This is a genomic window from Thiomonas bhubaneswarensis (genome assembly GCF_001418255.1).
In the GTDB taxonomy this organism is placed as follows: domain Bacteria; phylum Pseudomonadota; class Gammaproteobacteria; order Burkholderiales; family Burkholderiaceae_C; genus Thiomonas; species Thiomonas bhubaneswarensis.
The window spans coordinates 1-23,633 of record NZ_LIPV01000001.1 but is presented as its reverse complement, the minus strand read 5'-3'; the positions used below and the strand labels follow the sequence as shown (position 1 = coordinate 23,633).

28 protein-coding genes, 2 tRNA genes and 3 pseudogenes are annotated in these 23,633 nt (G+C 57.3%); 21 read left to right on the top strand and 12 right to left on the bottom strand.

The genetic code is table 11. The annotated features are described in order from the left end of the window. The first annotated feature begins 2 nt into the window (after nt 1-2). Nucleotides 3-380: a hypothetical protein gene (locus ASC45_RS00130; RefSeq protein ID WP_055449019.1), complete on the top strand. Its 378-nt coding sequence runs from the start codon at nt 3-5 to the stop codon at nt 378-380. A gap of 65 nt (nt 381-445) precedes the next feature. Here the strand turns inward: ASC45_RS00130 and ASC45_RS00125 are convergent. From ASC45_RS00125 to ASC45_RS15360, 11 genes are all read right to left on the bottom strand, one after another. Beyond that, a tRNA-Lys gene (locus tag ASC45_RS00125) sits at nt 446-521 on the bottom strand. 60 nt (nt 522-581) lie between these two features. Continuing rightward, nucleotides 582-657, bottom strand: a tRNA-Lys gene (locus ASC45_RS00120). 21 nt (nt 658-678) lie between these two features. Further along, on the bottom strand, nt 679-1,482 hold the full coding sequence (locus ASC45_RS00115) for a tRNA threonylcarbamoyladenosine dehydratase (RefSeq protein ID WP_055449018.1): 804 nt from the start codon (nt 1,480-1,482) through the stop codon (nt 679-681). A gap of 13 nt (nt 1,483-1,495) precedes the next feature. After that, nucleotides 1,496-2,611: a YeeE/YedE family protein gene (locus tag ASC45_RS00110; RefSeq protein ID WP_055449017.1), complete on the bottom strand. Its 1,116-nt coding sequence runs from the start codon at nt 2,609-2,611 to the stop codon at nt 1,496-1,498. A gap of 91 nt (nt 2,612-2,702) precedes the next feature. After that, nucleotides 2,703-3,401 (bottom strand): 7-cyano-7-deazaguanine synthase QueC, encoded by a 699-nt coding sequence (queC, locus tag ASC45_RS00105; protein WP_055449016.1) that lies wholly within the window; start codon nt 3,399-3,401, stop codon nt 2,703-2,705. After that, nucleotides 3,398-4,189: a tol-pal system protein YbgF gene (gene ybgF, locus ASC45_RS00100; RefSeq protein ID WP_055449015.1), complete on the bottom strand. Its 792-nt coding sequence runs from the start codon at nt 4,187-4,189 to the stop codon at nt 3,398-3,400. The genes queC and ybgF overlap by 4 nt, the downstream gene beginning before the upstream one ends. Next, nucleotides 4,186-4,728 carry a peptidoglycan-associated lipoprotein Pal gene (pal, locus tag ASC45_RS00095; RefSeq protein WP_055449444.1) on the bottom strand — a complete coding sequence of 181 codons (543 nt, stop codon included), beginning with the start codon at nt 4,726-4,728 and terminating at the stop codon, nt 4,186-4,188. The genes ybgF and pal overlap by 4 nt, the downstream gene beginning before the upstream one ends. Before the next feature lie 87 nt (nt 4,729-4,815). Next, on the bottom strand, nt 4,816-6,132 hold the full coding sequence (gene tolB / locus ASC45_RS00090) for a Tol-Pal system beta propeller repeat protein TolB (protein ID WP_055449014.1): 1,317 nt from the start codon (nt 6,130-6,132) through the stop codon (nt 4,816-4,818). Between the two features lie 183 nt (nt 6,133-6,315). Then, entirely contained in the window at nt 6,316-7,146 is an 831-nt protein-coding gene (locus tag ASC45_RS15370; protein WP_082454190.1) for a glycosyltransferase, read from the bottom strand. A gap of 16 nt (nt 7,147-7,162) precedes the next feature. Next, on the bottom strand, nt 7,163-7,945 hold the full coding sequence (locus ASC45_RS15365; RefSeq protein ID WP_072242933.1) for a glycosyltransferase family 2 protein: 783 nt from the start codon (nt 7,943-7,945) through the stop codon (nt 7,163-7,165). Then, nucleotides 7,942-9,195 carry an O-antigen ligase family protein gene (locus ASC45_RS15360; RefSeq protein ID WP_072242932.1) on the bottom strand — a complete coding sequence of 418 codons (1,254 nt, stop codon included), beginning with the start codon at nt 9,193-9,195 and terminating at the stop codon, nt 7,942-7,944. Before ASC45_RS15360 ends, ASC45_RS15365 begins: the two co-directional genes overlap by 4 nt. Nucleotides 9,196-9,206: 11 nt before the next feature. Here ASC45_RS15360 and ASC45_RS00085 point away from each other — a divergent pair, with 11 nt between their 5' ends. Next, nucleotides 9,207-10,985 (top strand): ATP-binding cassette domain-containing protein, encoded by a 1,779-nt coding sequence (locus ASC45_RS00085; protein ID WP_055449013.1) that lies wholly within the window; start codon nt 9,207-9,209, stop codon nt 10,983-10,985. A 23-nt stretch (nt 10,986-11,008) separates the two neighbouring features. Here ASC45_RS00085 and ASC45_RS00080 read toward each other — a convergent pair whose 3' ends face one another. Continuing rightward, entirely contained in the window at nt 11,009-11,299 is a 291-nt protein-coding gene (locus tag ASC45_RS00080; protein ID WP_055449012.1) for a type II toxin-antitoxin system PemK/MazF family toxin, read from the bottom strand. A gap of 29 nt (nt 11,300-11,328) precedes the next feature. On the opposite strand from ASC45_RS00080, the gene ASC45_RS00075 reads away from it, so the two are divergent. The 19 genes and pseudogenes from ASC45_RS00075 to ASC45_RS00005 all read left to right on the top strand — a co-directional run. Continuing rightward, nucleotides 11,329-12,120 (top strand): ABC transporter permease, encoded by a 792-nt coding sequence (locus tag ASC45_RS00075; RefSeq protein WP_055449011.1) that lies wholly within the window; start codon nt 11,329-11,331, stop codon nt 12,118-12,120. Between the two features lie 196 nt (nt 12,121-12,316). Then, the gene (locus ASC45_RS00070) at nt 12,317-12,565 is read left to right on the top strand and encodes a type II toxin-antitoxin system Phd/YefM family antitoxin (RefSeq protein ID WP_055449010.1); all 249 of its coding nucleotides are present in this window, start codon (nt 12,317-12,319) and stop codon (nt 12,563-12,565) included. Next, on the top strand, nt 12,562-12,942 hold the full coding sequence (locus ASC45_RS00065; protein WP_055449009.1) for a type II toxin-antitoxin system VapC family toxin: 381 nt from the start codon (nt 12,562-12,564) through the stop codon (nt 12,940-12,942). Before ASC45_RS00070 ends, ASC45_RS00065 begins: the two co-directional genes overlap by 4 nt. A gap of 20 nt (nt 12,943-12,962) precedes the next feature. Beyond that, complete coding sequence (locus ASC45_RS00060) at nt 12,963-13,727, top strand: ABC transporter ATP-binding protein (protein ID WP_055449008.1); 765 nt, start codon at nt 12,963-12,965, stop codon at nt 13,725-13,727. 183 nt (nt 13,728-13,910) lie between these two features. Then, on the top strand, nt 13,911-14,192 hold the full coding sequence (locus ASC45_RS00055) for a type II toxin-antitoxin system Phd/YefM family antitoxin (RefSeq protein WP_072242931.1): 282 nt from the start codon (nt 13,911-13,913) through the stop codon (nt 14,190-14,192). Then, on the top strand, nt 14,189-14,626 hold the full coding sequence (locus ASC45_RS00050) for a type II toxin-antitoxin system VapC family toxin (RefSeq protein ID WP_055449006.1): 438 nt from the start codon (nt 14,189-14,191) through the stop codon (nt 14,624-14,626). The genes ASC45_RS00055 and ASC45_RS00050 overlap by 4 nt, the downstream gene beginning before the upstream one ends. Beyond that, nucleotides 14,623-14,739 (top strand): sugar phosphate nucleotidyltransferase, encoded by a 117-nt coding sequence (locus ASC45_RS16215; RefSeq protein ID WP_072242930.1) that lies wholly within the window; start codon nt 14,623-14,625, stop codon nt 14,737-14,739. The genes ASC45_RS00050 and ASC45_RS16215 overlap by 4 nt, the downstream gene beginning before the upstream one ends. A gap of 52 nt (nt 14,740-14,791) precedes the next feature. Next, nucleotides 14,792-15,145, top strand: a pseudogene (locus ASC45_RS00045) (ABC transporter ATP-binding protein); the annotation flags it as partial. A 72-nt stretch (nt 15,146-15,217) separates the two neighbouring features. Next, a complete protein-coding gene (locus ASC45_RS00040; protein ID WP_055449005.1) occupies nt 15,218-15,991 on the top strand; it encodes a glycosyltransferase family protein in 774 nt (257 codons plus the stop codon). A 43-nt stretch (nt 15,992-16,034) separates the two neighbouring features. Beyond that, nucleotides 16,035-18,359: a methyltransferase domain-containing protein gene (locus tag ASC45_RS15355; protein ID WP_072242929.1), complete on the top strand. Its 2,325-nt coding sequence runs from the start codon at nt 16,035-16,037 to the stop codon at nt 18,357-18,359. Continuing rightward, on the top strand, nt 18,349-19,401 hold the full coding sequence (locus ASC45_RS15350; RefSeq protein WP_072242928.1) for a glycosyltransferase family 4 protein: 1,053 nt from the start codon (nt 18,349-18,351) through the stop codon (nt 19,399-19,401). The genes ASC45_RS15355 and ASC45_RS15350 overlap by 11 nt, the downstream gene beginning before the upstream one ends. Before the next feature lie 4 nt (nt 19,402-19,405). Continuing rightward, entirely contained in the window at nt 19,406-20,503 is a 1,098-nt protein-coding gene (gene wecB / locus ASC45_RS00030; protein ID WP_072242927.1) for a non-hydrolyzing UDP-N-acetylglucosamine 2-epimerase, read from the top strand. Further along, nucleotides 20,503-21,603 (top strand): glycosyltransferase family protein, encoded by a 1,101-nt coding sequence (locus ASC45_RS15345; protein ID WP_072242926.1) that lies wholly within the window; start codon nt 20,503-20,505, stop codon nt 21,601-21,603. Before wecB ends, ASC45_RS15345 begins: the two co-directional genes overlap by 1 nt. Before the next feature lie 113 nt (nt 21,604-21,716). Continuing rightward, nucleotides 21,717-21,935 (top strand): transposase, encoded by a 219-nt coding sequence (locus tag ASC45_RS00025; protein ID WP_055449002.1) that lies wholly within the window; start codon nt 21,717-21,719, stop codon nt 21,933-21,935. A gap of 175 nt (nt 21,936-22,110) precedes the next feature. Beyond that, the gene (locus tag ASC45_RS00020; RefSeq protein ID WP_055449001.1) at nt 22,111-22,356 is read left to right on the top strand and encodes an antitoxin; all 246 of its coding nucleotides are present in this window, start codon (nt 22,111-22,113) and stop codon (nt 22,354-22,356) included. Next, nucleotides 22,356-22,757 carry a type II toxin-antitoxin system VapC family toxin gene (locus tag ASC45_RS00015; RefSeq protein ID WP_055449000.1) on the top strand — a complete coding sequence of 134 codons (402 nt, stop codon included), beginning with the start codon at nt 22,356-22,358 and terminating at the stop codon, nt 22,755-22,757. Before ASC45_RS00020 ends, ASC45_RS00015 begins: the two co-directional genes overlap by 1 nt. Nucleotides 22,758-22,782: 25 nt before the next feature. After that, nucleotides 22,783-22,965 carry a type II toxin-antitoxin system Phd/YefM family antitoxin gene (locus tag ASC45_RS00010; RefSeq protein ID WP_055448999.1) on the top strand — a complete coding sequence of 61 codons (183 nt, stop codon included), beginning with the start codon at nt 22,783-22,785 and terminating at the stop codon, nt 22,963-22,965. A 163-nt stretch (nt 22,966-23,128) separates the two neighbouring features. After that, nucleotides 23,129-23,287 (top strand): annotated as a pseudogene (locus tag ASC45_RS15340) (type II toxin-antitoxin system Phd/YefM family antitoxin); the annotation flags it as partial. A 152-nt stretch (nt 23,288-23,439) separates the two neighbouring features. Next, nucleotides 23,440-23,633: pseudogene (locus ASC45_RS00005) on the top strand (IS21 family transposase); the annotation flags it as partial.

Here is a 23,633-nt window from a genome sequence, read left to right as displayed (position 1 = left end):
TCATGCCTTCCTCCGAATTCTCCCGCACCTTGCCGCCCTCGGTACGCAAGCAATTGCTGGTGGCGCGCATCGCCGTCGAGCGGGTCGAGTTCGTGCAGGCCGTCGAACAATTCCGCGACAACATCCGCCCCGCGAGCATGGTGCGCAAGGCCGTATCGCGCTCGATGCTGGGCTCGCTCAACCCCGCAAGCGTGGTGCTGCGCTTGCTCGACTTCTCCCGCGGTCACCCCTACCTCGGCTCACTGATGGGGTCTGTGTTCTCGCTGCTGTTGCGCAAGCGCCTGGCGCGCTCGCTTTTCGCCCGCCTGCTGAAAATGGGCTTGATTGGCGGGGCCGTGTACGGTATCCGGCAATACCTGACCCGGGATCGCGCCCGCTGAATGACCTTGGCGGGAAAGCCGCGCCGAGAATGAAAAAGCCCGCTGCAGCGGGCTTTTTCATGAATTGGTGGGTTGTGACAGGCTCGAACTGTCGACCTACGGATTAAGAGTCCGCTGCTCTACCAACTGAGCTAACAACCCGGTATTGGCTACGATTTCGTCACTGGGGTGATCTTAGCTGACGCCGCGCAAACCCCATTTTGGTGGGTCGTGCGTGACTCGAACACGCGACCAACGGATTAAAAGTCCGCTGCTCTACCGACTGAGCTAACGACCCCCACAGAAATCAAGCCCAAAATCATAGCACGGCGTCGAGCGCGCGGGCGACCAAGGTCATGCCCATGGAGGCGGTCACCATCACACTGGAGCCGAAGCCTGCGCAGTTCAGGCTGTTGTCGGGCTGGGTGCTAGCCTCCCCCGGCGCGGAGCAGGCTTGCGATTTCGGGCGGACGATGACTTCCTTGCTGAAGGCGCAGAGCACGCCGATGTGGCCGCTGCGGGGCGCGCCATGCTGGCGCCGCAGCTGGTAGCGCACATTGGCCAGCAGCGGGTCATGCGTGACCTCGGAGAGATCCGCGCATTGCAGGGCGTCGGCGTGCCGCTTGCCGCCGGCTGCCCCGGCCATGAACAAGGGCTGTCGGCGTTGCAGACACAGCGCGGCGATGGCTGCCTTGGCGCGCACCTGATCGCAGCAGTCGAGCACCAGTTGGGCCTGCGGCGGAATCAGCGTGTCTGCGTTGTCGGCATCGACGAATTCTTCCACGCAGGTGATGTGGCAGGCCGGGTTGATCTGCGCGAACCGCTGCCCGAGTGCGATGACCTTGGACTGGCCCAGGGTGCCGTCCAGCGCTTGGATCTGCCGGTTGATGTTGGATTCGGCGACATGATCGAGATCGATCAGGGTGAGCCGCCCCACACCGCAGCGGGCGAGGGCCTCTGCCGCCCACGACCCCACGCCACCGACGCCGACAACGACCGCATGCGAGCGGGCGATGCGCTCTGCGCCATCGTCGCCGTAAAGGCGGGCCACGCCACCGAAGCGTCGGCTCAGGTCGGGAGCTTCGGGTTCAGCCGCGGAAATGGATGGGGCGGAAGTGGACATCGGGCCGAAGGCTTCAGGCCGAGCGTTCGACACGCCAGGCCTGGTACTTCACCCCCAGCACCGCGCCGCCGACGATGGAGAGAAAGGCGATCCAACTGGTGATGGACAGCGTGGACACGCCGCTCATGCCCTGGCCGATGGTGCAGCCCAGCGCCGTGACGCCGCCTATGCCCATCAACGCCCCGCCGACCATATGATTGGCCGTGTCTTCCGCACCACGAAAACCCTCCCAGCGGAACTGCCGGGTGATCAGCGCCATGCCGGCCGAGCCCGCAATCACCCCGAACACCGAGACGATGCCCAGAGTGAGCACATTGCTCGCATCGCTGTACATCATGAACCAGAAGAGGGTGTAGGCCAGCGGGGCGACGAAACTCAGCGATTCCATCTTGTTGTTCTGCGTGCCGATGTAGGCAGCCTGCAGCGTATGCGGGTCTTCAGCCAGGAAGCCAAGCTTGCCCGACACGAACCACACGCCCACGATCACGGCGCCCAGCCCGAAGCCCGCCAGCAGGTTGTTCGCGGTGCGAAACTCGCGCGCGCTCAGGGCCCAGATGCCCAGCAACAGCCCAACGCCCAGACCGAGCGCCAACTGCAGGCCCGGCAGCGGCAGGCCGGTGGCGTGGGCGACGATGGCAGGCAGATCCTGCGGGCCCGAGAGGTTGACCGCCACTTTGTCGAACAGCCGCACCCGCACCTCGGCGGTGATGCCGCGCAGGGTGATGTAGGCAAACACCGCGATCATCACGAACACGACCACGGCCTTCAGATTGCCCTCGCCGATGCGCACCAGCGTCTTGCTGCCACAGCCCGACGCCAGCACCATGCCGAAGCCGAACAGCAATCCCCCCACCAGGGCCGAGAGCCACAGCACCCTGGAGGTGGTGTAGATGGTCTGGGACGCATCGATCACGCCCCCGGCCGCCAGCAGGTTGAAACCTATGGTGGCCGTGGCGATGGCCAGCACCCACATGCGCATGCGCATCCACGAGCCCATGTTGACGATGTCGCTCACCGAACCCATGGTGCAAAAGCGCGTGCGCTGCATGATGGCGCCGAACACCAGGCTCAGGGCGAAGCCGCCCCACAGAACCGTGGCGTTGATGGCGGGAATGGAAACGGAGGGCATGGAGGCTGCGGGAAAAGGGCGGGACTCGTTTGTCCTTCGCCAACGCGCTATTGTTCCACGGCAGCCCGCGCTTGCTCAGCGTAATGGCTCGTTATGGCTGATAAGGCGTAGGGTCGGGCACCCCGGCTTCGGTAAAGCCTTGGGCGCGGATGCGGCAGGCGTCACAGCGCCCGCAGGCACGGCCTTGCGAGTCGGCCTGATAGCAGCTCACCGTCATGGCGTAGTCCACACCGAGGCGCAGGCCGGTGCGGATGATCTCGGCTTTGCGGAGCGCGATGATGGGCGCCTGCACCCGGATTGGCCGTCCTTCGATGGCTGCCTTCGTCGCCAGATTGGCCATGCGCTCGAACGCCGCCACATACTCCGGTCGGCAGTCGGGGTAACCGGAGTAATCGACCGCATTGGCGCCGTAAAACAAATGCTGCGCGCCCAGCACTTCCGCCCAGCTCAGCGCGAGCGAAAGCATGACGGTATTGCGCGCCGGAACATAGGTGATCGGAATGCCATCGTGGCCGCCGTCCGTGGGCACGTCCAGCGCATGATCGGTGAGGGCCGAGCCGCCGAAGCGGCTCAGATCCAGCCGCACGATCTCGTGCCCGGCGGCGCCCAGGGCTGCGGCCACCCGCCGTGCCGCGTCGAGTTCGGCGCGGTGGCGCTGGCCGTAATCGAGCGACAGGGCGTAGCAGCGCAAACCTTGTTCGCGGGCCAGGGCCAGCACCGTGGCCGAGTCCAGCCCGCCCGAAAGCAACACCACGGCCGCAGGTGCCGCCGTGGTGTGAGCCGGGTTCACTTCAGCTTGGCCAGCCGGTCGCGGCCGGCTTGGGCCGCTTCAGACTGCGGATAGGTCTGCACCAAGGTGTTGAGGGTCTTGCGCGCGGCGGAAATCTGCCGCACTTCGATCTGGCAGTTCGCCAGCCCCAGCATGGCTTCAGGCAGACGCGGGTTGTTCGGGCTGTTCTGGATCAGGCCCTGAAACGTGGCGATCGCGTCCTTGTACTGCTTTTGCGCATACTGGGCGTTGGCCAGCCAATACTGGGCATCGGCGTCATAGGGGCTGGCCGGATATTGCGCCAGAAACGCCTTGAGCTGCGTGGCGCTGCCCGCAAAGTCGCCGTTGCGGAACGTGGCCAGCGCCTGATCGAACGCGGCCTTCTCGGCGGGTTGCACCGTGTAGGTCTGGCCGTTGATCTGCACCTGCACCGGCTCCAGCGGCTTGAGGCGCTGGGTGAGCTGCTGCTGGCTGGTCTGCAGCTTGCTCAGCGCATCGTTGAGCTGCTGCGTGGCCGCGTCCTGCTTGCCGCGCAGCTGCGCCATTTCGCTGCGCATCTGCTCGATCTGGGTGGACAGATCGAGCAGCGAATTGCGGATCTGCTGGATCTGCTGGGCCTGCTGCGCGAGCTGGTTCTGCGTGCTCTGCTGGTTTTGCGTCACTTGCGCGCGCAGATCCAGTATGGCACGGCGCGCCTCGTTGTCCGGGAACATGTCAGCCCTGGCCGGCGCGGCTAGGCCGATGGCAAGACCCGCCGCCAGCAGCGAGGCCGGCAGCAGGGCGCGCAGAGGTTTCTGGCCCACGCTCATCGCTGATACACGATGTCGACGCGGCGGTTTTCGGCGTAGTCAGCCTCGGTGTTGCCCAACGCCTTGGGCTTTTCCTTGCCGAAGCTGATGGCCTCCATCTGCGAGGGCTTCACGCCGAGCAGTTCCATGCCCTTCATCACCGCGTCGGCACGCTTCTGGCCGAGGGCGAGGTTGTACTCGCGGCTGCCGCGCGCATCGGTATTGCCCTGCAGTTGCACATGGGCCTGGGGATGTTGCGTCAGGTAGGTGGCGTTGGCGTTGAGCACCGGGGTGTACTGGCTCTCGACGGTGTAGCTGTTGAAGGCGAAATAGACGCTCTTGGGTACGTCAGGGCCCGGACCGGCGTTGGTTTCGGCAGGCGCCTGCACCGCGGCGACCTGATTCTGACCGGCGCCATTGGCATTGGCGCCCGCGGTGCTGCCCTCCACGGCAGTCGGCGCCTTGGACTCGACCGGCGCCTGCTTGACAGGAACGGGTGAAGCGCAGCCACCAAGAGCCAGGGCGGCGGCGAGAGCGGTGAAAACCAGGGTTGAGCGCATGTTCACGAGTTTCTCCGATCGAAACGTGGTTGTGGGAAAAAGGGTTCAAACAAGAAAGAAAGAGTGGCACCAGCGAGGCGGTTCGGATCAGCGATCCGGTGTCCATGGCCCCCAACTGGGCTCGCGCACCTGCACACCGGCCTGCGACAAGGTGGAACGCACGCGACCGTCGATGGACACGGTCTTGAGCACTTCGCCGCCACGCCCGCCCGCAGAATAAAGCACGATCTGCCCGTTCGGGGCGAAACTGGGGTGGCCGCAGTCGCTGCCGTCGTCGAGTACCTGGGTGGCATTGCTGGCGAGGTTGATCGACCAAAGCTGGTAGCTGTTGCCCTGCTGCGAGATGTATGCCAGGGTCTTGCCGTCGGGGCTGATGGCGGGGCTGACGTTGTAGCCGCCGCTGTAGGTGATGCGCTGCACACCGCCGCCGTTGAGGCCCACTTTGTAAACCTGCGGGCCGCCATCGCGGTCGCTGACGAAATAAAGGCTCTGGCCATCGGGCGCGAACACGGGCTCGGTGTCGATGGAATACGAACGCATCAGTTGCCGCGGCGTGCCACCGGAGCTGGGCATCAGATAAATCTGCGAACGCCCGGTGAGCGTGAGCACCACGGCCAGCGTACCGCCGTCGGGCGAATAGGCCGGGGCGCTGTTGCTGCCCTTGAAGTTCGCCACCGCGCGCCGCGCGCCAGTGCGCACGTTCTGCACGAACACCACGGGCTTGCCCGTCTCGAACGACACATAGGCCAGATCCTGCCCGTTGGGCGACCACACCGGCGACAGCAGCGGCTCGCGGCTGCGCAGCGCGTACTGCGGATTGGCGCCATCGCTGTCGGCGATGTTGAGCGAAAAATTGTGCTGCCCGGCCTTGGTGATGTAGGCGATGCGCGTGGCGAACACCCCGCGCTGTCCGGTGAGCTTCTGGTAGATGTAGTCGCTGATCTTGTGCGCTGCCAATCGCAGATCGCCCGGCATCACCGTCAGCGCCAGACCGCCGAGGTCGGCCTGCTTCACCGCGTCCCACAGGCGGAACTGAATCTGCCAGCGTCCACCGGCCACCTGCACCACGCTGCCCCCGGCCGCAGCTTCCAGATTCTGCGAACGCCACGCCGCAAAGTTGGGCGGACCCTGCTGGGTGAGCGTCTGCCCGCCGAGGTTGCTCACGGCGAACAGCCCGCTTCGCGTCAGGTCGGCGCGCACGATGTCGGCAATGGGCTGCGGGCAGTGGTTCGGGTCTTGAAACGCCCCGATGCCCACCGGAATCTGCGTGGCGCCGATGCCCGAGACATCCACCTTGAACTGCGCCTGCGCCGACTCGGAGAGCGCCGCAAGCCCGACCAATGAACCCGCCCCGCGCAGAAGCGGAGCAGAGAGAGAACCTAAAACGAATCGGCGTCGCTGCATGGAGTCTCAAGAGAAAGGCCGCGCCGCTTCAGCACAGCCGAAGCGTTCACAGCGTTGAAATTCTAAGAAGGGCAGGTGCCCAGCCGGAGTAAAAATTCGCAAGTCTTGCTGCATTGCGCAATTGAAGCAGAACTTGACGACGAGAAGACTGAGTTGCAAATGGGGGATTGGTTCCTGCTCACTTCAGTTGGCGTAGACCAGTTCACAGTCGTCGTAAGTCGAATCCTTGATCCCCCTGGCAGCCAGGTAGCTTGAATCAGGCCGGGTCATGCGCTCATGCAAGCGAGATGCATTGGCAGATTCCCGATCTCGACTGGCCTCTTGGTGCCAAAGATGGAACACTTCTGTTGCCCAGAACCCGTTGATACGCCGACAACCGGTTCGTTGCAATCGCCAGACGAAGTCCGCATCTTCGTGCCCCCATCCAACGAATGACTCATCAAATCCATTGATCTTGTCGAAATCGCTTCGCCAGAGAGAGAAGTTGCAGCTTCTGATGCCCTTCCAGTGGAATGAAGCTGAAGCCTTGCGAAGGCGATTAGGGATTTTAACAAGTGGAATCGGCCATTTGTTCGCTTTGCCCATGACTTTTTGGAGCATCCAATAAAATGAATGATTTTCAACGATCTGGGGCGAAGAAATGACTATATTTGACAGATTGGCATTTAATAAAATCCTGCTGCCGTTGACAAAGGCCCCGCCTCTTGCTATGTGTAGATGCTGGAAAATGAAATCGCGCCTTGGTACGCAATCTCCGTCCAATAAAATGATATAGTTGCCGGACGAATAAAAAACCCCTTGGTTTCTGGCGCGGGAGGCTGTGAAGCCGATATCAGGGTGCCAAAGATATTTGATCTTGAAAGGCCATTGATGTTTCTGAAGGTGCGTCAGGGTCGCTTGTTTGTTTTCAGATGTTGAGCCATCATCGGATATGATTACTTCCCATGGGAGCAAGATCTGATGTGCCAAACCATAAAGTACAGCAAAAAGTGCATCAGGGCGGTTGTAGGTCAATACAATGATGCTCGCCTTATGTTTTATCGGCGCCATGTTCACCACGCTGTTTAAGCCACAATTTGATGTGGCGATAATACGTTCCTTCCGCGTTGGCAATGGCTAGTATCAATCCCATGCGGCCATCTAAAATGCCAAGTCGTAGAATATAGGTTCTTAAAAAAGACCAAAGTCCCTTGAGGAAAGCCCTCGTAACGGATGTACGCTCACCACGTGCAAAAATTCTTTCGGCCCCTGCTGTGGAGTACGCATTCATTTTCTGAATGGACTGCTCAACGCTGGTTATGGCGTGGTGTATGATGGGGCTATTCAGTCTGCCAGTTTTTCCTGGGGAGATGAATTTTTCATGGACTATGTCGTCGCTAAATCTTCCAGATGATTTTTTGAAGAGGCGTACAACCCTGTCGGGCCACCACCCGCTGTGCTTCATGAACTGACCGCAGTAGCTTGATTTTCGAGGAATTGAATATGAATCTGCGGCGTCGGAGTCGATGGATAGTATTTTCTCGATTTCGTTCTTCAATTCTTGACTGAGTTGTTCATCTGCGTCAAGCGATAATACCCAATTACCTGTCGCCTTTTCTAGTGCGCGGTTTTTTTGTACGCCAAATCCGGGCCAGTCGGTCTCATAAACTGATGCGCCCATTTCGCGGCAAATCAGCTGTGTGCCGTCTGTGCTGCCGGAATCAAATACAATGATTTCATCAACCAAGCCGCTTGCGGAATGAATGCAGTTTCTAATATTTCTTGCCTCGTTTTTTGTGATTATTATAAGGCTCAATTTTTCTGATTTTTTCATTTGCGGGAAAATTGTTCTGCGGCATCTGGGTGGGTTGCCCTCTTTGTGTTGGTCGATAAAATGATCGCCAATAGGATAAGAAAAAACCTCCCTTCGCCTGCATTCAGTAAAGTGGAGTTCAGGGCGGAATATAAAATAAATGCAGTTAGCAATGCGTAGGCAAATTCCTTTGCGTCACCACTCGCCTTGCTTGCCTCATTATAAATAATGCCTATCAATATAAATTCAAAAATCAGTCCAAATAATCCAAGCTGGGCGGCAATTAGTAGGTAATCGTTGTGTGGATTGGAGCTTCCAACCTGATTGCTGCCAACGATGCGCTTGGCATATTCTGATTGAAAACTTCCGGTGCCATGACCAAAAATCGGTGCGGTTCGTATGATGTTCAGGCTATTGATTAAAAATTGCCATCTAATCACGATCGAACTTTGATTGTTTGCGTCGTTTTTGTGTAATGCTTCGGCGTTGGAAAGGGTTCTCTCCAGTCGGTCGCGTGATGCAGGGGAAACCAGTAATGTCGCAATGATCGCGAATGCTGTCAGGCCGATAGAGGCTAATCTCCATGTGGGCCGCGCATTTCGATAAAGAAATAGAATGGCAAGGCCGAGAAAAATGACGTAGCCCGTCCTCCCGTTGTTGATTGCCAGTGTATTGAATGAGGTTATTATAAAAAGGAATGCATATGCCAATCGAGTGCTCTTGTGTTTGTGCTTCAGCGCGCGGTAGGCAAATATATAACTCGCGATAGAGGTGTAAAGACCGAAAGTAATTCGATTTTGAAATCCAATATTTGATTGATTGGGGTCTGGAAATGGCGCGACAAGGCCGAAATATCGGCCATAAGAAACGACGATTGATGCCATGACTGCCAGAAGTGCGGCATTGATTGCCAGATGCCTCGTTCTTTCGTTGGGGGCTAGGCCAATGATCAGGGGAACGACCAGAAGTTTCAAATATTTAGTCCAAAATTCAAATGCTTGCGAAAAAGGCGTGTTGCCATAGAGCATTCCGATTGCCAGCGCTCCCATAATGCCGAGGGACGCCCATGAAAGCGGACTATTGCTGATGTTTAGCCAGGTACTGCTTTTGAACGCCTGCGCAAAATAGGCCACCAGAAGCAAGACTAACGAGATCGAACCCCACGCGGTCGGAAGTGGGGTGGAAGCAGCGGCAAATACAATCGCAAAAGTCGTAAACGTTGAATTTTCATTTGAACTGCCGAGCGCTATGCTCCGTTGTTTTGTAAACATGAATGGTCCATATGTTCAGCAAAAATACGAGACCGCCAGATACGGCGTTGCGCCTGCTGAGGCAACTGTTCAACGCCAATCCGCGCAACCGAGCGGCGGCGTTGCTCATCGTGCTGTTTGCCGCGATTGTGGCAGCGACCGAGCCGGTACTTCCGGCCCTGATGAAGCATGTGCTCGATGTCGGCTTCACGGCGAAGCGAGACTTTCCGTTGTGGGCGGTGCCGGCCGTTCTCATGGGGCTGTTCACGGTACGTGGGCTGGCGTGGCTGGCCTCGCAGTTTCTCACACAGTGGTTGACGCAGAACGTGCTCGCGCGGGTGCGTGAGCTGGTTTACGGGCAGATTGTGCATGCGCAACTCGCGCAACTCCAGCGCGAGAGCGCCAGCAGCCTGATTGGCGCCTCGGTGTACGAGGCGCAGCTGGCGCTGGGCATGATCTTTCCCGGGCTGCTCACGCTGGTGCGCGACAGCTTCACGCTCATCGCCTTGTTCGGTTATCTGCTCTGGGTGAACTGGAGCCTGACGCTGCTGACGCTGGGCATTTTGTTGCCGCTGATTTTCACCATGCGCATCATCAGCCGACGTGCCAAGCGGCTCAATGCGCAGATGCAGAAGACGGCGGAGGAAACCTCCTACGCGCTGGAGGAGGGCATGTTGGCGGCGCCGGTCATCCGCGTGCACAACGCCCAGGGCGTGTTCGTCTCGCGCTTTGACCGCATCAACCAGGCCTTGCGCCGTACCACGGTGAAGACGCTGGTATCGGGCTCCACCACCACGCCGGTGTCGCAGTGGCTGTCGGCGCTGGCGGTGTCGGTGGTCATCGTCTTTGCCATGTGGCAGAGCGACGTCTCGGGCCAGCACAGCGTGGGTGGATTCGTGGCCTTCATCACCGCGATGATGATGACCCTGTCGCCGCTGCGCCGGGTGGCCGACATCGTGCAGCCCATGGTGCGGGCGCTGTCCTCGCTCAAACGGCTGCAGTCCATCGTCGATGCGCCGCAGGAGCGCGACACCGGCTCCCATGCGTTCGAGCGTGCGCGCGGCGAACTGACCTTCGACGATGTGGGCGTCACCCTCGACGCGATGGATCGCCCCGTGCTCGACGGCGTGTCGCTGCAGGTTCACGCGGGCGAGAGTCTGGCGCTGGTTGGCCCGTCAGGCGCGGGCAAGACCACGCTCATGCGCCTCGTGCCCCGTCTGCTCGAACCCACCCAGGGCCGACTCCTCCTCGACGGCGTGCCGCTGCACGACTGGAGTCTGCACAGCCTGCGCGAACAGATCGCCTACGTCGGGCAAGACGTGGTGCTGCTCAACGACAGTATTGGCGCCAACGTGAGCTTTGGTTCCGAGGTGGACGAAAGCCGCGCCTGGGCCGCGCTCGACGCTGCCGCGCTGGGCGATTTCGTGCGCGGCCTGCCCGGTGGTCTTGCCGCGCCCGTGGGCCACAACGGCTCGCAGCTCTCGGGCGGCCAGCGCCAGCGCCTGTCCATCGCGCGCGCGCTGTATCGCAATGCCCCGCTGCTCATCCTCGACGAAGCCACCAGCGCGCTCGACGCCGAGAGCGAGCGCCTCGTGCAGCAGGCCATCAACCGCCTGATGGAAGGCCGCACCACCATCGTCATCGCCCACAGGCTGGCCACCATAGCCCACTGCCACCGCATCGCGGTGCTTGATGAAGGTCGTCTGATCGAACTCGGTACCCAGGAGGAATTGCTGCAGAAAAACGGGCTCTATGCCCAGCTGCACCGCATGCAGTTTCGGCCGGGCGAGGCCAAATCCAGTGCGGGCTGAGCAGGAGAGGTGCTTGCGCAGGTCTACACCGCAAAGACTTCCTGCAGTGTGGCCAGTGTGGCACTCAGCGTCCTTGCCGATACGGCACCCAGCCGCTTGACCAACCTCGCCTTGTCGACCGCACGAAGTTGATCGAGGACGATTAGCCCTGAGTTGCCTGCATGAGTCACTGGCGCCCGGAATGGTGCCGCGAAACCCTTGGAGGTCATGGGCGCGACGATGACGGTACGCAGGTGATCATTCAACTCGGCGGGCGAGACCACAACGCACGGACGCAGCTTCTTGATCTCACTGCCTAACGGGTCACGTAACATCGCCGCTTCCAAGCCCTCAGCTGCCGCACATGTCTGCACTCCGCACCGCCTTCGACGACCTCACCCGCAGCATCCTCGCTTGGCGTTTGTGGAGCCTTCTGGGCTGGCTGGAGATTCGCCAGCGTTATGCGCGCTCCAAGGTCGGCCCCTTCTGGCTCACCATCAGCATGGGCGTGCTCGTGGGCACCATGGGCGTGGTGTATGGCTCGCTCTTCGGGCAAGACCTCAGCAATTACCTGCCCATGCTGGCCATCGGCATCGTCATGTGGGGGCTGTTCTCGAGCATCGTCAACGAAGGCAGCACCGCCTACATCAACAGCGCCAACTACATCCGCCAGGTGCACACACCGCGGCTGATCTACATCTTGCAGGCGGCATGGCGCAACACGGTGATCTTCGCGCACAACTTCATCATCGTTTTGATCACCCTTTTGATCTTCGGCGTGAAGAGTTGGGCCACCTTGCCGCTGTTCATTCCGGGCTTGGTGATCTTCTTGCTCAACGCCATGTGGATGGCGGCGGTGGTCGGCCTCGTTTCGGCGCGCTTTCGCGACCTGCCGCAGATTGTGAGCGCCTTGCTGCAAGTCGCGTTTTACGTCACCCCCATTCTGTTTCATGGCGGCATGCTCAGCGGCAAACACCAGTGGATCGTGGAATACAACCCCCTGGCCTACCTCATCGACATCGTGCGCCAGCCCCTGGTGGGCGAAGTGCCGCCGCCCTTCACCTGGGGGCTCACCATCGGCATGGCCGTGCTCGGCTGGCTGCTGGCGCTGAGCATGACCGGGCGCTACCACCGGCGCATTCCGTATTGGGTGTAACTTCCGATCCAGAGAGGTGTGCTCTTGAAAGCCCCATGACAGGCAGCCTCATTGACGCAACGGCGCAACAAGCCAGTGCCGAACTCTGGACGCAGACTTCGAGGGGCTGCCGGGTGTGCGCCACTTTTTCCAAAGCTCGAATCTGATTTGAGGTTGGCTAAACTAGACTCAATTTCCGTGCAAAATTGCGAATGCCATGCAGACCGTCAACATTCACGAAGCCAAGACCACCTTGTCTCAATTGATTGAGCGCGTCGAGCATGGCGAAGAGGTCATCATCGCCCGGGCGCGCAGGCCCGTGGCTCGGCTGACTGCCTTGCAGGCCACAGCAAAGCCGACCGTGCGCCTCGGTTTGATGAAAGGGCAAATTCAAATCGCTGAAGACTTTGACGATCCTTTGCCCGCCGAGGTGCTGCAGGGTTTCACCGAAGGGCAGAAGATTTGAAATTGCTTCTGGACACCCATGTGATGCTGTGGGCCATGACAGACGATCCCCGTCTGTCGGGTGCAGCGCGCGAGCAGATGCAAGCCGCAGACGCGGTGTATGTCAGCGCCGCCTCGTTGTGGGAAATCGCCATCAAGGCGGGCCTGGGGAAAATCGAGATCGAGATTCCCGAGTTGACCCGGCAGCTTCATTTGGCGGGGTTTCAAGAGTTACCCGTCACCTGGCAGCACACCCTGAAAGTCGGCTCGCTGCCCAATCATCACAAAGATCCGTTCGACAGGCTACTCATCGCGCAAGCCCTTTCAGAGCCGCTGCGCTTGCTCACCGCCGATAGGCAATTGCCTGCGTATTCAAGCGATCTCGTCACCCTGGTGTGACGCCTGAGCCAAACAACCCCATGCCCGCCAGCATCACCCTCCAAAACGTCCACCTCGACCTGCCCATCTTCGATGTGTCGGCCATTTCGCTCAAGAAGCGCGTGCTGCGCATGGGGCGCCGAAACCGCATTGCCGAAGACAACACCGGCGTGGTCGTAGTGCGCGCCATTGACGACCTCAGCATCAAGCTGGAGAGTGGCGACCGCCTGGGCCTCATCGGCCACAACGGCGCTGGCAAGAGCACCCTGCTGCGTGTGATGGCCGGCATCTACCCGCCCAGCAGCGGCACGGTGGACGTGCAAGGCAAATCTGTGCCGCTGCTCGACATCGCCCTCGGCATGGACGACCAGTCCACCGGCCGCCAGAACATCCGCCTGCGCGGCCTGCTACTGGGCATGACCGACGCCGAGATCAAGCGCAAGACCGAAGACATCGCCGAGTTCACCGAATTGGGCGACTACCTCGACCTGCCGCTGCGCACCTATTCCAGCGGCATGCGCGTGCGCCTGGCCTTCGCCATTTCCACCGCCGTGGAGGCCGATATCCTGCTGCTCGACGAAGTGCTCGGCGTGGGCGACGCCAGCTTTCAGGAGAAGGCCAACAAGCGCCTGCAAGACCTTCATGCCCGCGCGGAAATCGTGGTGCTTGCCATCCATTCCAGCGACACCATCCGCAAGACGTGCAATAAAGTGCTGTGGATGGAGCGCGGCAAGCTGAGAATGTTTGGCGGTGTAGAGGACGTGGTGAACGCCTACGACGAGGCCATGAACCCGCCACAAACTTAGACCAAAACACCATTGCGCAAACGTACAGCGAACCAACAATTCGCCCGGCGGAAACAAACGCGCGCCAAGTCGGCTCAGCCCGTTGCTTGATTCGACCCGCGCATCGTGGTGAACAATCTGCAGGGTATGCGCCGATCTTGAGTCTACAATCCAAAAATGTGACCACAATCAACGGATGCAATCATGATAGAAGTTGGTGTAAGGGAATTCAAGGCGCATCTGTCCACCTATTTGCAACGCGTGTCCGCGGGCGTTGCCATGGTGGTCACCTCGCACGGCAAGCATATCGCCCGCATCGAGCCCCCAGCGGCTGCGCTGGAGCCGAAAGATGCGCTTGCAATGCTTGAAGAACTTCCCTGGCTGCGCCTTGGCTCGGGCGGAAAACCGCAGGGCACACGCAATCCCAGCAGCCTGCGCGCTGGCACGCCCTCCCTTGCGCAAACCATCAGCGAGTTGCGCGATTGATTCTGTATCTCGACACTTCGGCACTGATCAAGCTCTACGTCGAAGAGCAGGGCTCAGGCCAAGTGCGGCATGCCATTGAGAACGCTGAGCGCGTGGTGACCCACGGCATTGCATATGTCGAAGCCCGTGCGGCGTTCAGGCGACGTGCCACAGATGCGCCCGATGCAGACGCCCTGCAGCGCTGGCGGCGCGATTTTGAAGCAGACTGGCCCAAGCTCGATGTCGTTGGTGCCGTGCAAACCTTGCTACACCGTGCCGGCGAATTGGCCGATCTTCTATCGCTGCGCGCTTACGATGCCGTACACCTTGCCGCCGCCGAAGCGTTGCACCATAAACTGGGTGCATCACACGCCCTTGTCTTCGCCGTGTTCGACAAACGTCTGGCACTTGCCGCACAGTCTCTCGGACTGAGTGTTTTTCCAACTGAATCATGACGACCTGTCAAAAACTCCTCCCAGTCATCCTCTCCGGAGGCGCGGGTACCCGTTTGTGGCCCGTCTCGCGCGAGCAGCACCCGGCACACCCCAAGACTTCTCGATGCAGTTAACCAGCGCCTTCGCATGACGGAAACGGGCCTCAAACACAAGGCTGATAGCGTCGCCGCCTACACCGAACTGGGCGACTACCTCGACCTGCCGCTGCGCACCTATTCCAGCGGCATGCGCGTGCGCCTGGCTTTCGCCATTTCCACCGCCGTGGAGGCCGATATCCTGCTGCTCGACGAAGTGCTCCGTGTGGGCGACGCCAGCTTTCAGGAGAAAGCCAACAAACGTCTGCAAGACCTGCATGCCCGAGCGGAGATTGTGGTGCTTGCCATTCACAGTAGTGAAGCGATCCGAAAGACTTGCAACAAGACGCTTTGGATGGAGAAGGGAAAGGCAAGGATGTTTGGGGAAGTCAGCGAGGTACTTGGGGAGTACGAGGTCGCCATGAATCCGCGCGTAGTCGCGTGAAGCTCATCGCTGTTCCTAGCGAGAGTAAGTTCGCCACCACGCCAACCTGACAAGGATCGAAGGGTGTTAAAGATGCTCGAGCACGACAAAATGCTGTCATTTCCGCATATCACCGTGTCAGTGGTTTCGCATGGACATCGGGACATGGTCGCATCGCTGCTGAGGCAGCTCGCGGACCTTCCGGATGCGCATGTGGGGCGGGTGGTGGTCACTCACAACCTGCCGGATGAGATTCTCGACAAGCCAGATCAAGCAGGCTATGAACTGGTGCAGCTGAAAAACGTCAAGCCGCTTGGCTTCTCGGAAAACCACAACCGAGCTTTCGCGCATTGCGAGACACCCTATTTCGGCGTGCTGAACCCCGACATCAAATTTGAGTACGGCAATCCGCTTCCGGTGCTTCTAAAGGCATTGACCGATGACTCGCGCATTGGCGCCGTAGCGCCCGCCCTTGTGCAGCCTGGCACGCTGCATATCGAGCCCAACCGGCGCGTCGTCACGCCGCTGGAACTTATTCGGCGCCGACTTCCGGGCTACAAGCCACCTGCAGAGCCCGAATGGCTGGTGGGTGCCTTTCTACTGATTCGCTCTGACGTTTACCAAACTCTCGGTGGTTTAGACGAAGGGTTTAGATTGTATTGCGAGGATGTGGATTTTGGGGTGCGTATGTGGAGCAGCGGCTGGGTCATAAGGCGTGTAGATACAGCTAAAGTTGTTCACTTGACTCAACGAAGAAGTCACTCAGCGCTCAACTTTGGGTTTTTGCACCTCATGAGTTTGTTGCGCCTTTGGGTCAAGCTTATGCTCTTGGGGTGTCCGCGCAAACGTGAGCGCCGAATAATATGAACGTGGCGAAATTATATTAATTCATGTGATTTGAGATAAATATATGAAAGCGGAAAATAATATTAATTCTGGCATATATTGGAACCATCGATTTGAGGAGAATTGGGAAGCATTCCAAGGACCTGCGCAGTCGCGCTTCTTTGCGCGCTTGGCCATCGAAAACCTGCCGCAGTGGCTGACTGACCAGTTACAGCGTCAATCTTTGACTTTGTGTGACTGGGGTTGTGCCCAAGGTGACGGAACAGATGTTTGGGCAAGCTATATAGGCTCTGAGCGACTTGCGGGGGTCGATTTTTCCTCAATTGCGATTGAGCAGGCTGCACAGCGATATCCAGCTATTCAATTTCTTTGTGAGGATTGGCTGACTGACCGGGAAGAAAAACAATCAGTCTTCGATGTAGTGTTCTCTTCTAATACGCTCGAGCATTTCTACAGGCCATATGCCGTACTTAAAGAAATCTGCAATCGAGCGACGAAGGCCCTGATTCTTGCGATTCCTTATCGTGAGTTAGATCGACATCACGAGCACTTTTATACTTTTTTGCCTGGAAATATTCCCTCAAAAATTGGTGACGGATTTAGATTGGTCTGGTCAAGAGTGATTGACTGTCGTAATATTAAAAACACTGCATGGAGTGGGGAGCAAATAATATTGGTTTTTGCGAAGGAGGATTGGGTTGATAGTTTTGGATTGACCTTGGAAAATTTAGCTATTGAGCAGACAGATTACACGTCAGAAATCGGCAGCCTCCAGCAAACTATTACGGAGCGCGACGGGCAGATCGCCAGTCTCAACCATGCAGTGGCAGAGCGCGACGGGCAGATCGCCAGTCTCAACCATGCAGTGGCAGAGCGCGACGGGCAGATCGCCAGTCTCAACCATGCAGTGGCAGAGCGCGACGGGCAGATCGCCAGTCTCAACCATGCAGTGGCAGAGCGCGACGGGCAGATCGCCAGTCTCAACCATGCAGTGGCAGAGCGCGACGGGCAAATTTCTATACTTAATCACGAAGTAATGAAAATAAGGCAGTCAACTTCATGGCGCATCACTGCCCCTGTTCGACAGGTGAGAAGGTTAATACTAGCATCTACGCGCGAAGACGCCCGCTACGCGCTCTTAAAGTCAATTTATTGGGGGTTGCCAGAACGATTGCGCATATTACTGAATAAGCCCAGACATAATTTTGTTGCAAGGCGTCTATGTGCGTTTGGAGAAAATTGTGTTGCTTCAGACCAAACGAGATCAGTTGATGCCGCATATATGATGCCGTGGGTTGCACGGGCACTGGCAGAAAACAAAATCGCAGTTATTCCATGCGGCTTCGAGTTTGATGAACTGGTGAATCAGCGACCCATAAACGCTGCAAAGCACTATTCCGCAAAAGGGTTCTTAGTGCTTTATGTTGCGTGGCAGTGGACACCTGAAGAAAGTCTTTCAAAGGGGGTGGGTGAAGTTTTTTCTAATGTTATTCAAGTGCCGTTGTACGAGTTTCTCAAGGGTTATAGATATATTCCTTTGGAGAATAAAGTCGGTCACTATATTATAACAATGCCTGCTCGACAATTCACAAATACCGTTGATGCATGGCGATCAAATGGCGGCATCGTTATTTACGACATCATGGATGAGTGGGAGGAATTTAACAGAGCAGGACAGGCGCCTTGGTATGATAAAAGCCTTGAACTGGAACTGGTGCTCAAGGCAGATTTCGTATCGGCAGTTTCACCTAAACTCCAGCAGAAGTTTCAGCATATCCGCACAGATATAGCTGTAATTGGCAATGGATATACCCCAAGCACTTTGGGTGTAAGTAATAAGGGGATTGCAGGCAAAAGGCATGATGATTGTATTGTGATTGGCTATTTCGGCCATCTAACCGAGGCTTGGTTTGACTGGGATCTTCTGTTCTCCGTGGCCAGACAGTCCGCCGATTATTACTTTGAGATAATTGGATATGGCGAGCCAGAATGGGTTCAAAGAAAAATTGCTCAATTTGACAACATTTCCCTGGTTGGAAAAGTTTTTCCTGCAAATTTGCACGCTTATGTCTCGCGCTGGAATGTCGCCATTATTCCGTTTGTTCAAAGCGATTTGTCGGATGCAGTCGATCCAATAAAGATTTATGAGTATTTATATTTCGGCCTGCCTGTGGTCGTGACGGGCATTGATCACTTGAGATATTATCCAAAAACCTATTTTGCTACCAGTTCGACTATTCGAGAGGTAATTGCTCAGGCGCTTGCTGATACAACAACTGCGGATGTGCTCGAGGCGTTTCTAAGTAAGACGACATGGGAAGCCCGTTTTGACAGCTTGATGACTCTGGTATCTGCAAAAAAAGGACTTTTTGTATTGTATGAATACTAAGATTTGCTTTGCTTACCCTTGGGCAACATTTGGCGGCTGTGAGCGAGTTTTTATTAATCGTGCAATGGCATTTAAAAAATATCTTCCGGGAGTTCAAGTAGACTTCTTATTTCTTTCTGACGGTGGGGGCCTTAAGAGTTTTAGCGCTGCGCTCAAAAAATATAACCTCGAAGATGTTGCATCGGTTGTGCATTCGCTAGATGATTCATACGATCTCCTGTCCCTTGTGGATTGCCCTCAGCTCCTCTGGAAGCTAAGTGCGGCGAATCAGCGATATATCGTTGAGTGCCACACGGGATATGACGAAAACAGACAGTATCTCTCGACTTTGCCGGGTGAGTGTAGGGCTGTTGCTGCGCCGTCCGCTCGGTTTCGAGAGCTCTTAAGCAAGGAATTTCCCACAGTACAGGCGCCTATTCTGGAGCTTGCTAATTTCGTACCTTGGGATATAGATGAGTATCAAGCCGACAAAGACGTCTTTCTCCCGGAGTGGACGCGAAGACCAATTCTTTTTTTTGGTCGAATGGATAAACTAAAAGACCCAATTTCGTTGCTTGACGCATTTGAATTGATCGAAAGGCGGCGCCAGGGTGAGTTTATGTTGCTATTCTGCGGACCTAAGTCTATTGAAATAGATATTGAGCGGGAAATAGCGAACAGAGGTCTTTCTGGAATTTCCGTTTTGTTGCCGCCGATACCGTTCCACGCAGCATCAACGTTAATAGATTCCGTACGAAGGGCTGGGGGCGTATTTGTATCTCCATCGTGGGGTGAGTCGTTTGGCCTTAGTGCAGCCGAGGCAATTTCGTCGCTACTGCCATCAGCATTGTCTAATATAGACGCTCATTTGGATTTGTTCAGAGATTTTAGTGATTTATATACCTTCCCTCTTGGGGATGTAAGCGCCCTAGCTTGCCGTATCGAGTACGTTATCGATAATCATTCCTACACACAAGATGTATTTCGGAAGCTGCGAGTTGATTTTTCAGCAAACCGCTTCGTAAGAGACTGGGAATGTTTATTGAATGAAGTAATGGGATAAAGTCGTGAGAAACATATTAACTGTTATCGGAACAAGACCAGAGGCTATCAAAATGGCGCCGGTTATTCTTGCGCTAAGAAATGAGGCCTGGGCAAATGTACGGGTTCTTGCAACAGCCCAGCACAGGCACATGCTGGACCAAGTAAACGAGTTCTTCGGTATAGATCCTGATATCGATCTGAACATCATGCGCCCGAACCAGGCGCTCACAACTTTGACGGCGCGGTTGCTGCTTGAGCTTGATGATGTCTTGCAAGCAGAGAAGCCGGATGCGGTTTTGGTGCAGGGTGACACCACCACCGTCATGACCGTTGCGTTGGCTTGCTTCTACCACCGCATCCCAATTGGGCATGTAGAGGCTGGATTGCGTACCTGGGACATGCATAACCCGTTTCCAGAAGAAGCCAACAGGGTGATTGCAGGAAAGCTTGCACGCTGGCACTTTGCGCCCACTGAAGGCTCAAGACAGAATTTGCTGAAGGAGGGCGTGCCGGATTCGGAAATTATCGTGACTGGTAATACCGTCATCGACGCATTGTTGATGACAGCTGCGAAGAATCTGGAGCTTGGTGTCCCGCTGGATCCCACCAAACGATTGGTCTTGGTGACGTCCCACCGTAGAGAGAATTTTGGCGAGCCGTTCCGCAACATTTGTCGTGCGCTGCGTACCCTCGCCGAGAGTAACCCCGCAGTACAGTTCCTCTATCCGGTACATCCCAACCCTAACGTCAAGGATGTGGCCTACGAGTTCTTGGCTGGACTGCAGAATTTCACGCTTTGCGAACCGCTGGACTACGCACCGTTCATCGCCGCGATGAAGCGCGCCTACCTCATCCTGACTGACTCAGGCGGGGTGCAAGAAGAGGCCCCGGCCCTTGGTAAGCCTGTGCTGGTGCTGCGTGACGAGACAGAGCGGCCGGAGGCTGTTGAGCAAGGTGTGGTCAAGTTGGTTGGGCCAAACTACGAACGCATTGTCGAAGAAGCGCAGCGCTTGCTGGATGACGAAACCGCTTACAAGTCCATGGCACGGGGTGTGTCGCCCTATGGCGATGGTCGTGCTGCTGAACGTATTGTGAAGACGTTGCGTGAGCATTTCGCCTGATGCGCCTTGTTTATCTTTCTCCGGTGAGTTGGTCTAGTTTTGAACAACGTCCCCACAAGTTCGTCCGCTGGTATCACTTGCGCACGCAAGCCCCCGTGCTTTGGATCGACCCTTATCCGGCGCGTTTTCCGCGGATTAGCGATTGGGAACGAGTTCGCAAGCAGTTAGCACTCACCTATCCCACTGAGCAAATACCACCCTGGCTGAGTATAATTCGCCCTAGAGCATTGCCAATCGAACCGTTACCTGGCTTGGCTCAATTTAATCGGGTGCTATGGACTGGCATTGTTGCCGAGGTGTCTCGGTTTATTGGATCAGGCGATGCGATGATCGTGTGCGGAAAGCCATCATTGCTTGCTCTGGACATTCTGGCCAAGTTCTCACGGCATTGCAGCATGTACGACGCGATGGACGACTTTCCATCTTTTCATAGAGGCTTAGCTAAGCGAGCTCTCTGTACGCGCGAAATGCAGTTGATAGCAAGAGTCGATACGCTCTGGGCTTCAAGCCGCAAACTCGTTCATCGTCTGTCAAAGCAGCGTAGTGATGTGCAACTCGTTCCGAATGGGCTAGACCCGGCATTATTGCCAGTGCCCAGAAGGCGTACGATTGTTCGGGCGTCGCCAGTGGTTTTTGGCTATGTTGGCACAATGGCGGCCTGGTTTGATTGGGACATTATTTTCGCGTTGGCACGAGCAAGGCCACAAGATCGCATTCGACTGGTTGGTCCTCTTGAAGTTGGACCGAATAGGAGCCTGCCCAGCAACATCGAATTACATCCGCCCGTGCCGCACGCGTTGGCTTTGCAGATTATGAATGAATTCGATGTTGGTTTGATTCCGTTTAAACGAAATTCACTCACGGATAGCGTCGATCCGATCAAATACTACGAATATCGTGCTCTCGGAGTGCCAGTACTCTCGACTGATTTTGGCGAGATGGCTAGCCGGAAAAATATGCCAGGCGTTCACCTGATAGACGTTTCCCGCAATTTGGCAGATACTGCGTCGCGTGCCGTGGCAGATACCACTGCTCTCGATACTGCCTTTGCTAAAAGGCATAGTTGGGAGGCAGTATTCGATGCTGCGCGGCTGAACTGAGCCATGGTGGACTGATCGCGTCTGCACACGTTGCCGCCATACGGGCGCCTCGAAAAACCTGGTCGACGGGCGGCGGCGCAGGCATGATGTGGACTGCATGAGTTGATGATGGCATGGCAGTGATCAAGGTCAGTCTGTTCGCGGAGCAGGAGCGCGAGACGAGGTTGGACAAGATCGGCGACGCGTTGAGCAAGCTGGCCGAGCATGTGGACTTCGCGGCGCTGGCCGCGGAGATCGACGAGGCGGCGCCGAGGCCTGGGCGTGAACGCGGTGGCCGCCCGCCGTTGCCGACCGAGATGATGGTGCGGGTGAGATGCGCCATTGGCGTATAGCACTCAAGCGAGCAGCCCATTCATGCTCCTGAAAGTCCACTAACAAAGTGGTATTGGTCTCAAGTGGCGACGTCCATCCACCGCCCCGCCTGCTGCCGCACCACCTTGGGCCATTGTCTTTGACTTTCCTGGTTTTTTGTCATATCTTTTTGGTATCTATCAAAAGAGGTGCCCTATGGAAACGGCAAAGGTGTTCTGGTCTGGCAGGTCGCAAGCCGTGCGTCTTCCCAAAGCATTTCGCATTGAAGGCGAGGAGGTCCGCATTCGGCGGCATGGTGAGTCTGTGATTCTCGAACCTGTTCCGACGGACTGGGCTTGGCTTGATGCGCTTTGCGGTGCGCTTGATGCTGACTTTGTGCAAGCCGCAACGCAGCAGCCTGCGTCCCAGGAAAGGCAGGATTTGAGCGCGCTGTTTTCCTGATGTTGTTCCTGCTCGACACCAACGCTGTCATTGCTCTGCTCAATGCGCAAGGGGGTTTGGTTTCGCAGCGCATCCGGCAGTACCGGCCTGCGGACATCGGCTTGCCATCCATTGTGATGCACGAGTTGTATTTCGGGGCTTTCAGGAGCCAGCGCTTAGAGCGAAATCTAGCCCTTGTTGATCGGTTGCGCTTCGAGGTCGTGCCGTTCGATCAGGACGATGCGCGCCGTGCCGGTGAAATTCGTGCGGCGCTGGCGGCTCAGGGCACTCCCATCGGTGGATATGACGTGCTCATCGCGGGTCAGGCCAGCGCGCGCGGGTTGACTCTTGTTTCCCGAAATGTGCGTGAGTTCGCGCGCGTGGAATCTCTGCGCGTGGAAAACTGGGAGGGCGAAATTTGACTCTCAGAATCCGATCATGGTTTGCATGCGCACCGTGAGAGAAGGCGAAGATGTGCTCATCGTCTCCCGTGGGCGCTCGGTCGCAAGGGTGGTGGCGGTCTCGAAAGCCGGCCGTGGCAAGGCGCGCCAGGCGTTGTTGCAGCGTTTGCAAGGCCAGGCGCTGACTGGAAGCCGCACTTGGCAGCGCGACCAGCTCTATGACCGCTGAAGTGGGGCGCCCCCCGCACTGAGTTCGAGTGCGTCGAGTCACTTTGTGTGGAGGGCTGGGAGACCGAGATTTGAGTTTCGGGTGGTGGCGCTCGCCGTGGCTGTTTTATCTGTGCTGGTGACGTAGTAACGTGCCTACAAATCTACATTTCGGACGTGCCGTTATGACCATTACCACCTTATCCAGTCGCGAGTTCAACCAAAAGGCGAGCGAAGCAAAGCGGGCAGCAAACAACGGGCCGGTATTAATCACGGATCGAGGCCGACCGGCCCATGTGCTGATGAGCTTCGAGGAGTATCAGCGGCTCACAAAGCAGCCCCGATGGCCACCCAAACTCCCCCACGTTTGGCCACCTAAATTCCCCCACCCTGGCCGCGGCGCGATGAGGCGCTGACGGGTCGGCGCGTGCCGGCAGCCAGAGGTCTGGCAGGACGTTACCTTCCCCTCCCTCAACGACGAGGGAGAGGCACGGGAGTGAACGTCTTGAAGCCGCATTTGCAAACCACTATCTGGACGCTGCTCAAGGGCAGTGCCAGCCAGCGAGAGATCGCCCGGGTGACCGGCATCGATCGCAAGACGATCCGCGCCTATGCGCGGCGTTTTGCCGAGGAGCAGGCAAACTCCCCCGGGGTGGCCACCGGCTCGGAGGAGCAAACTCCTCTATCTCG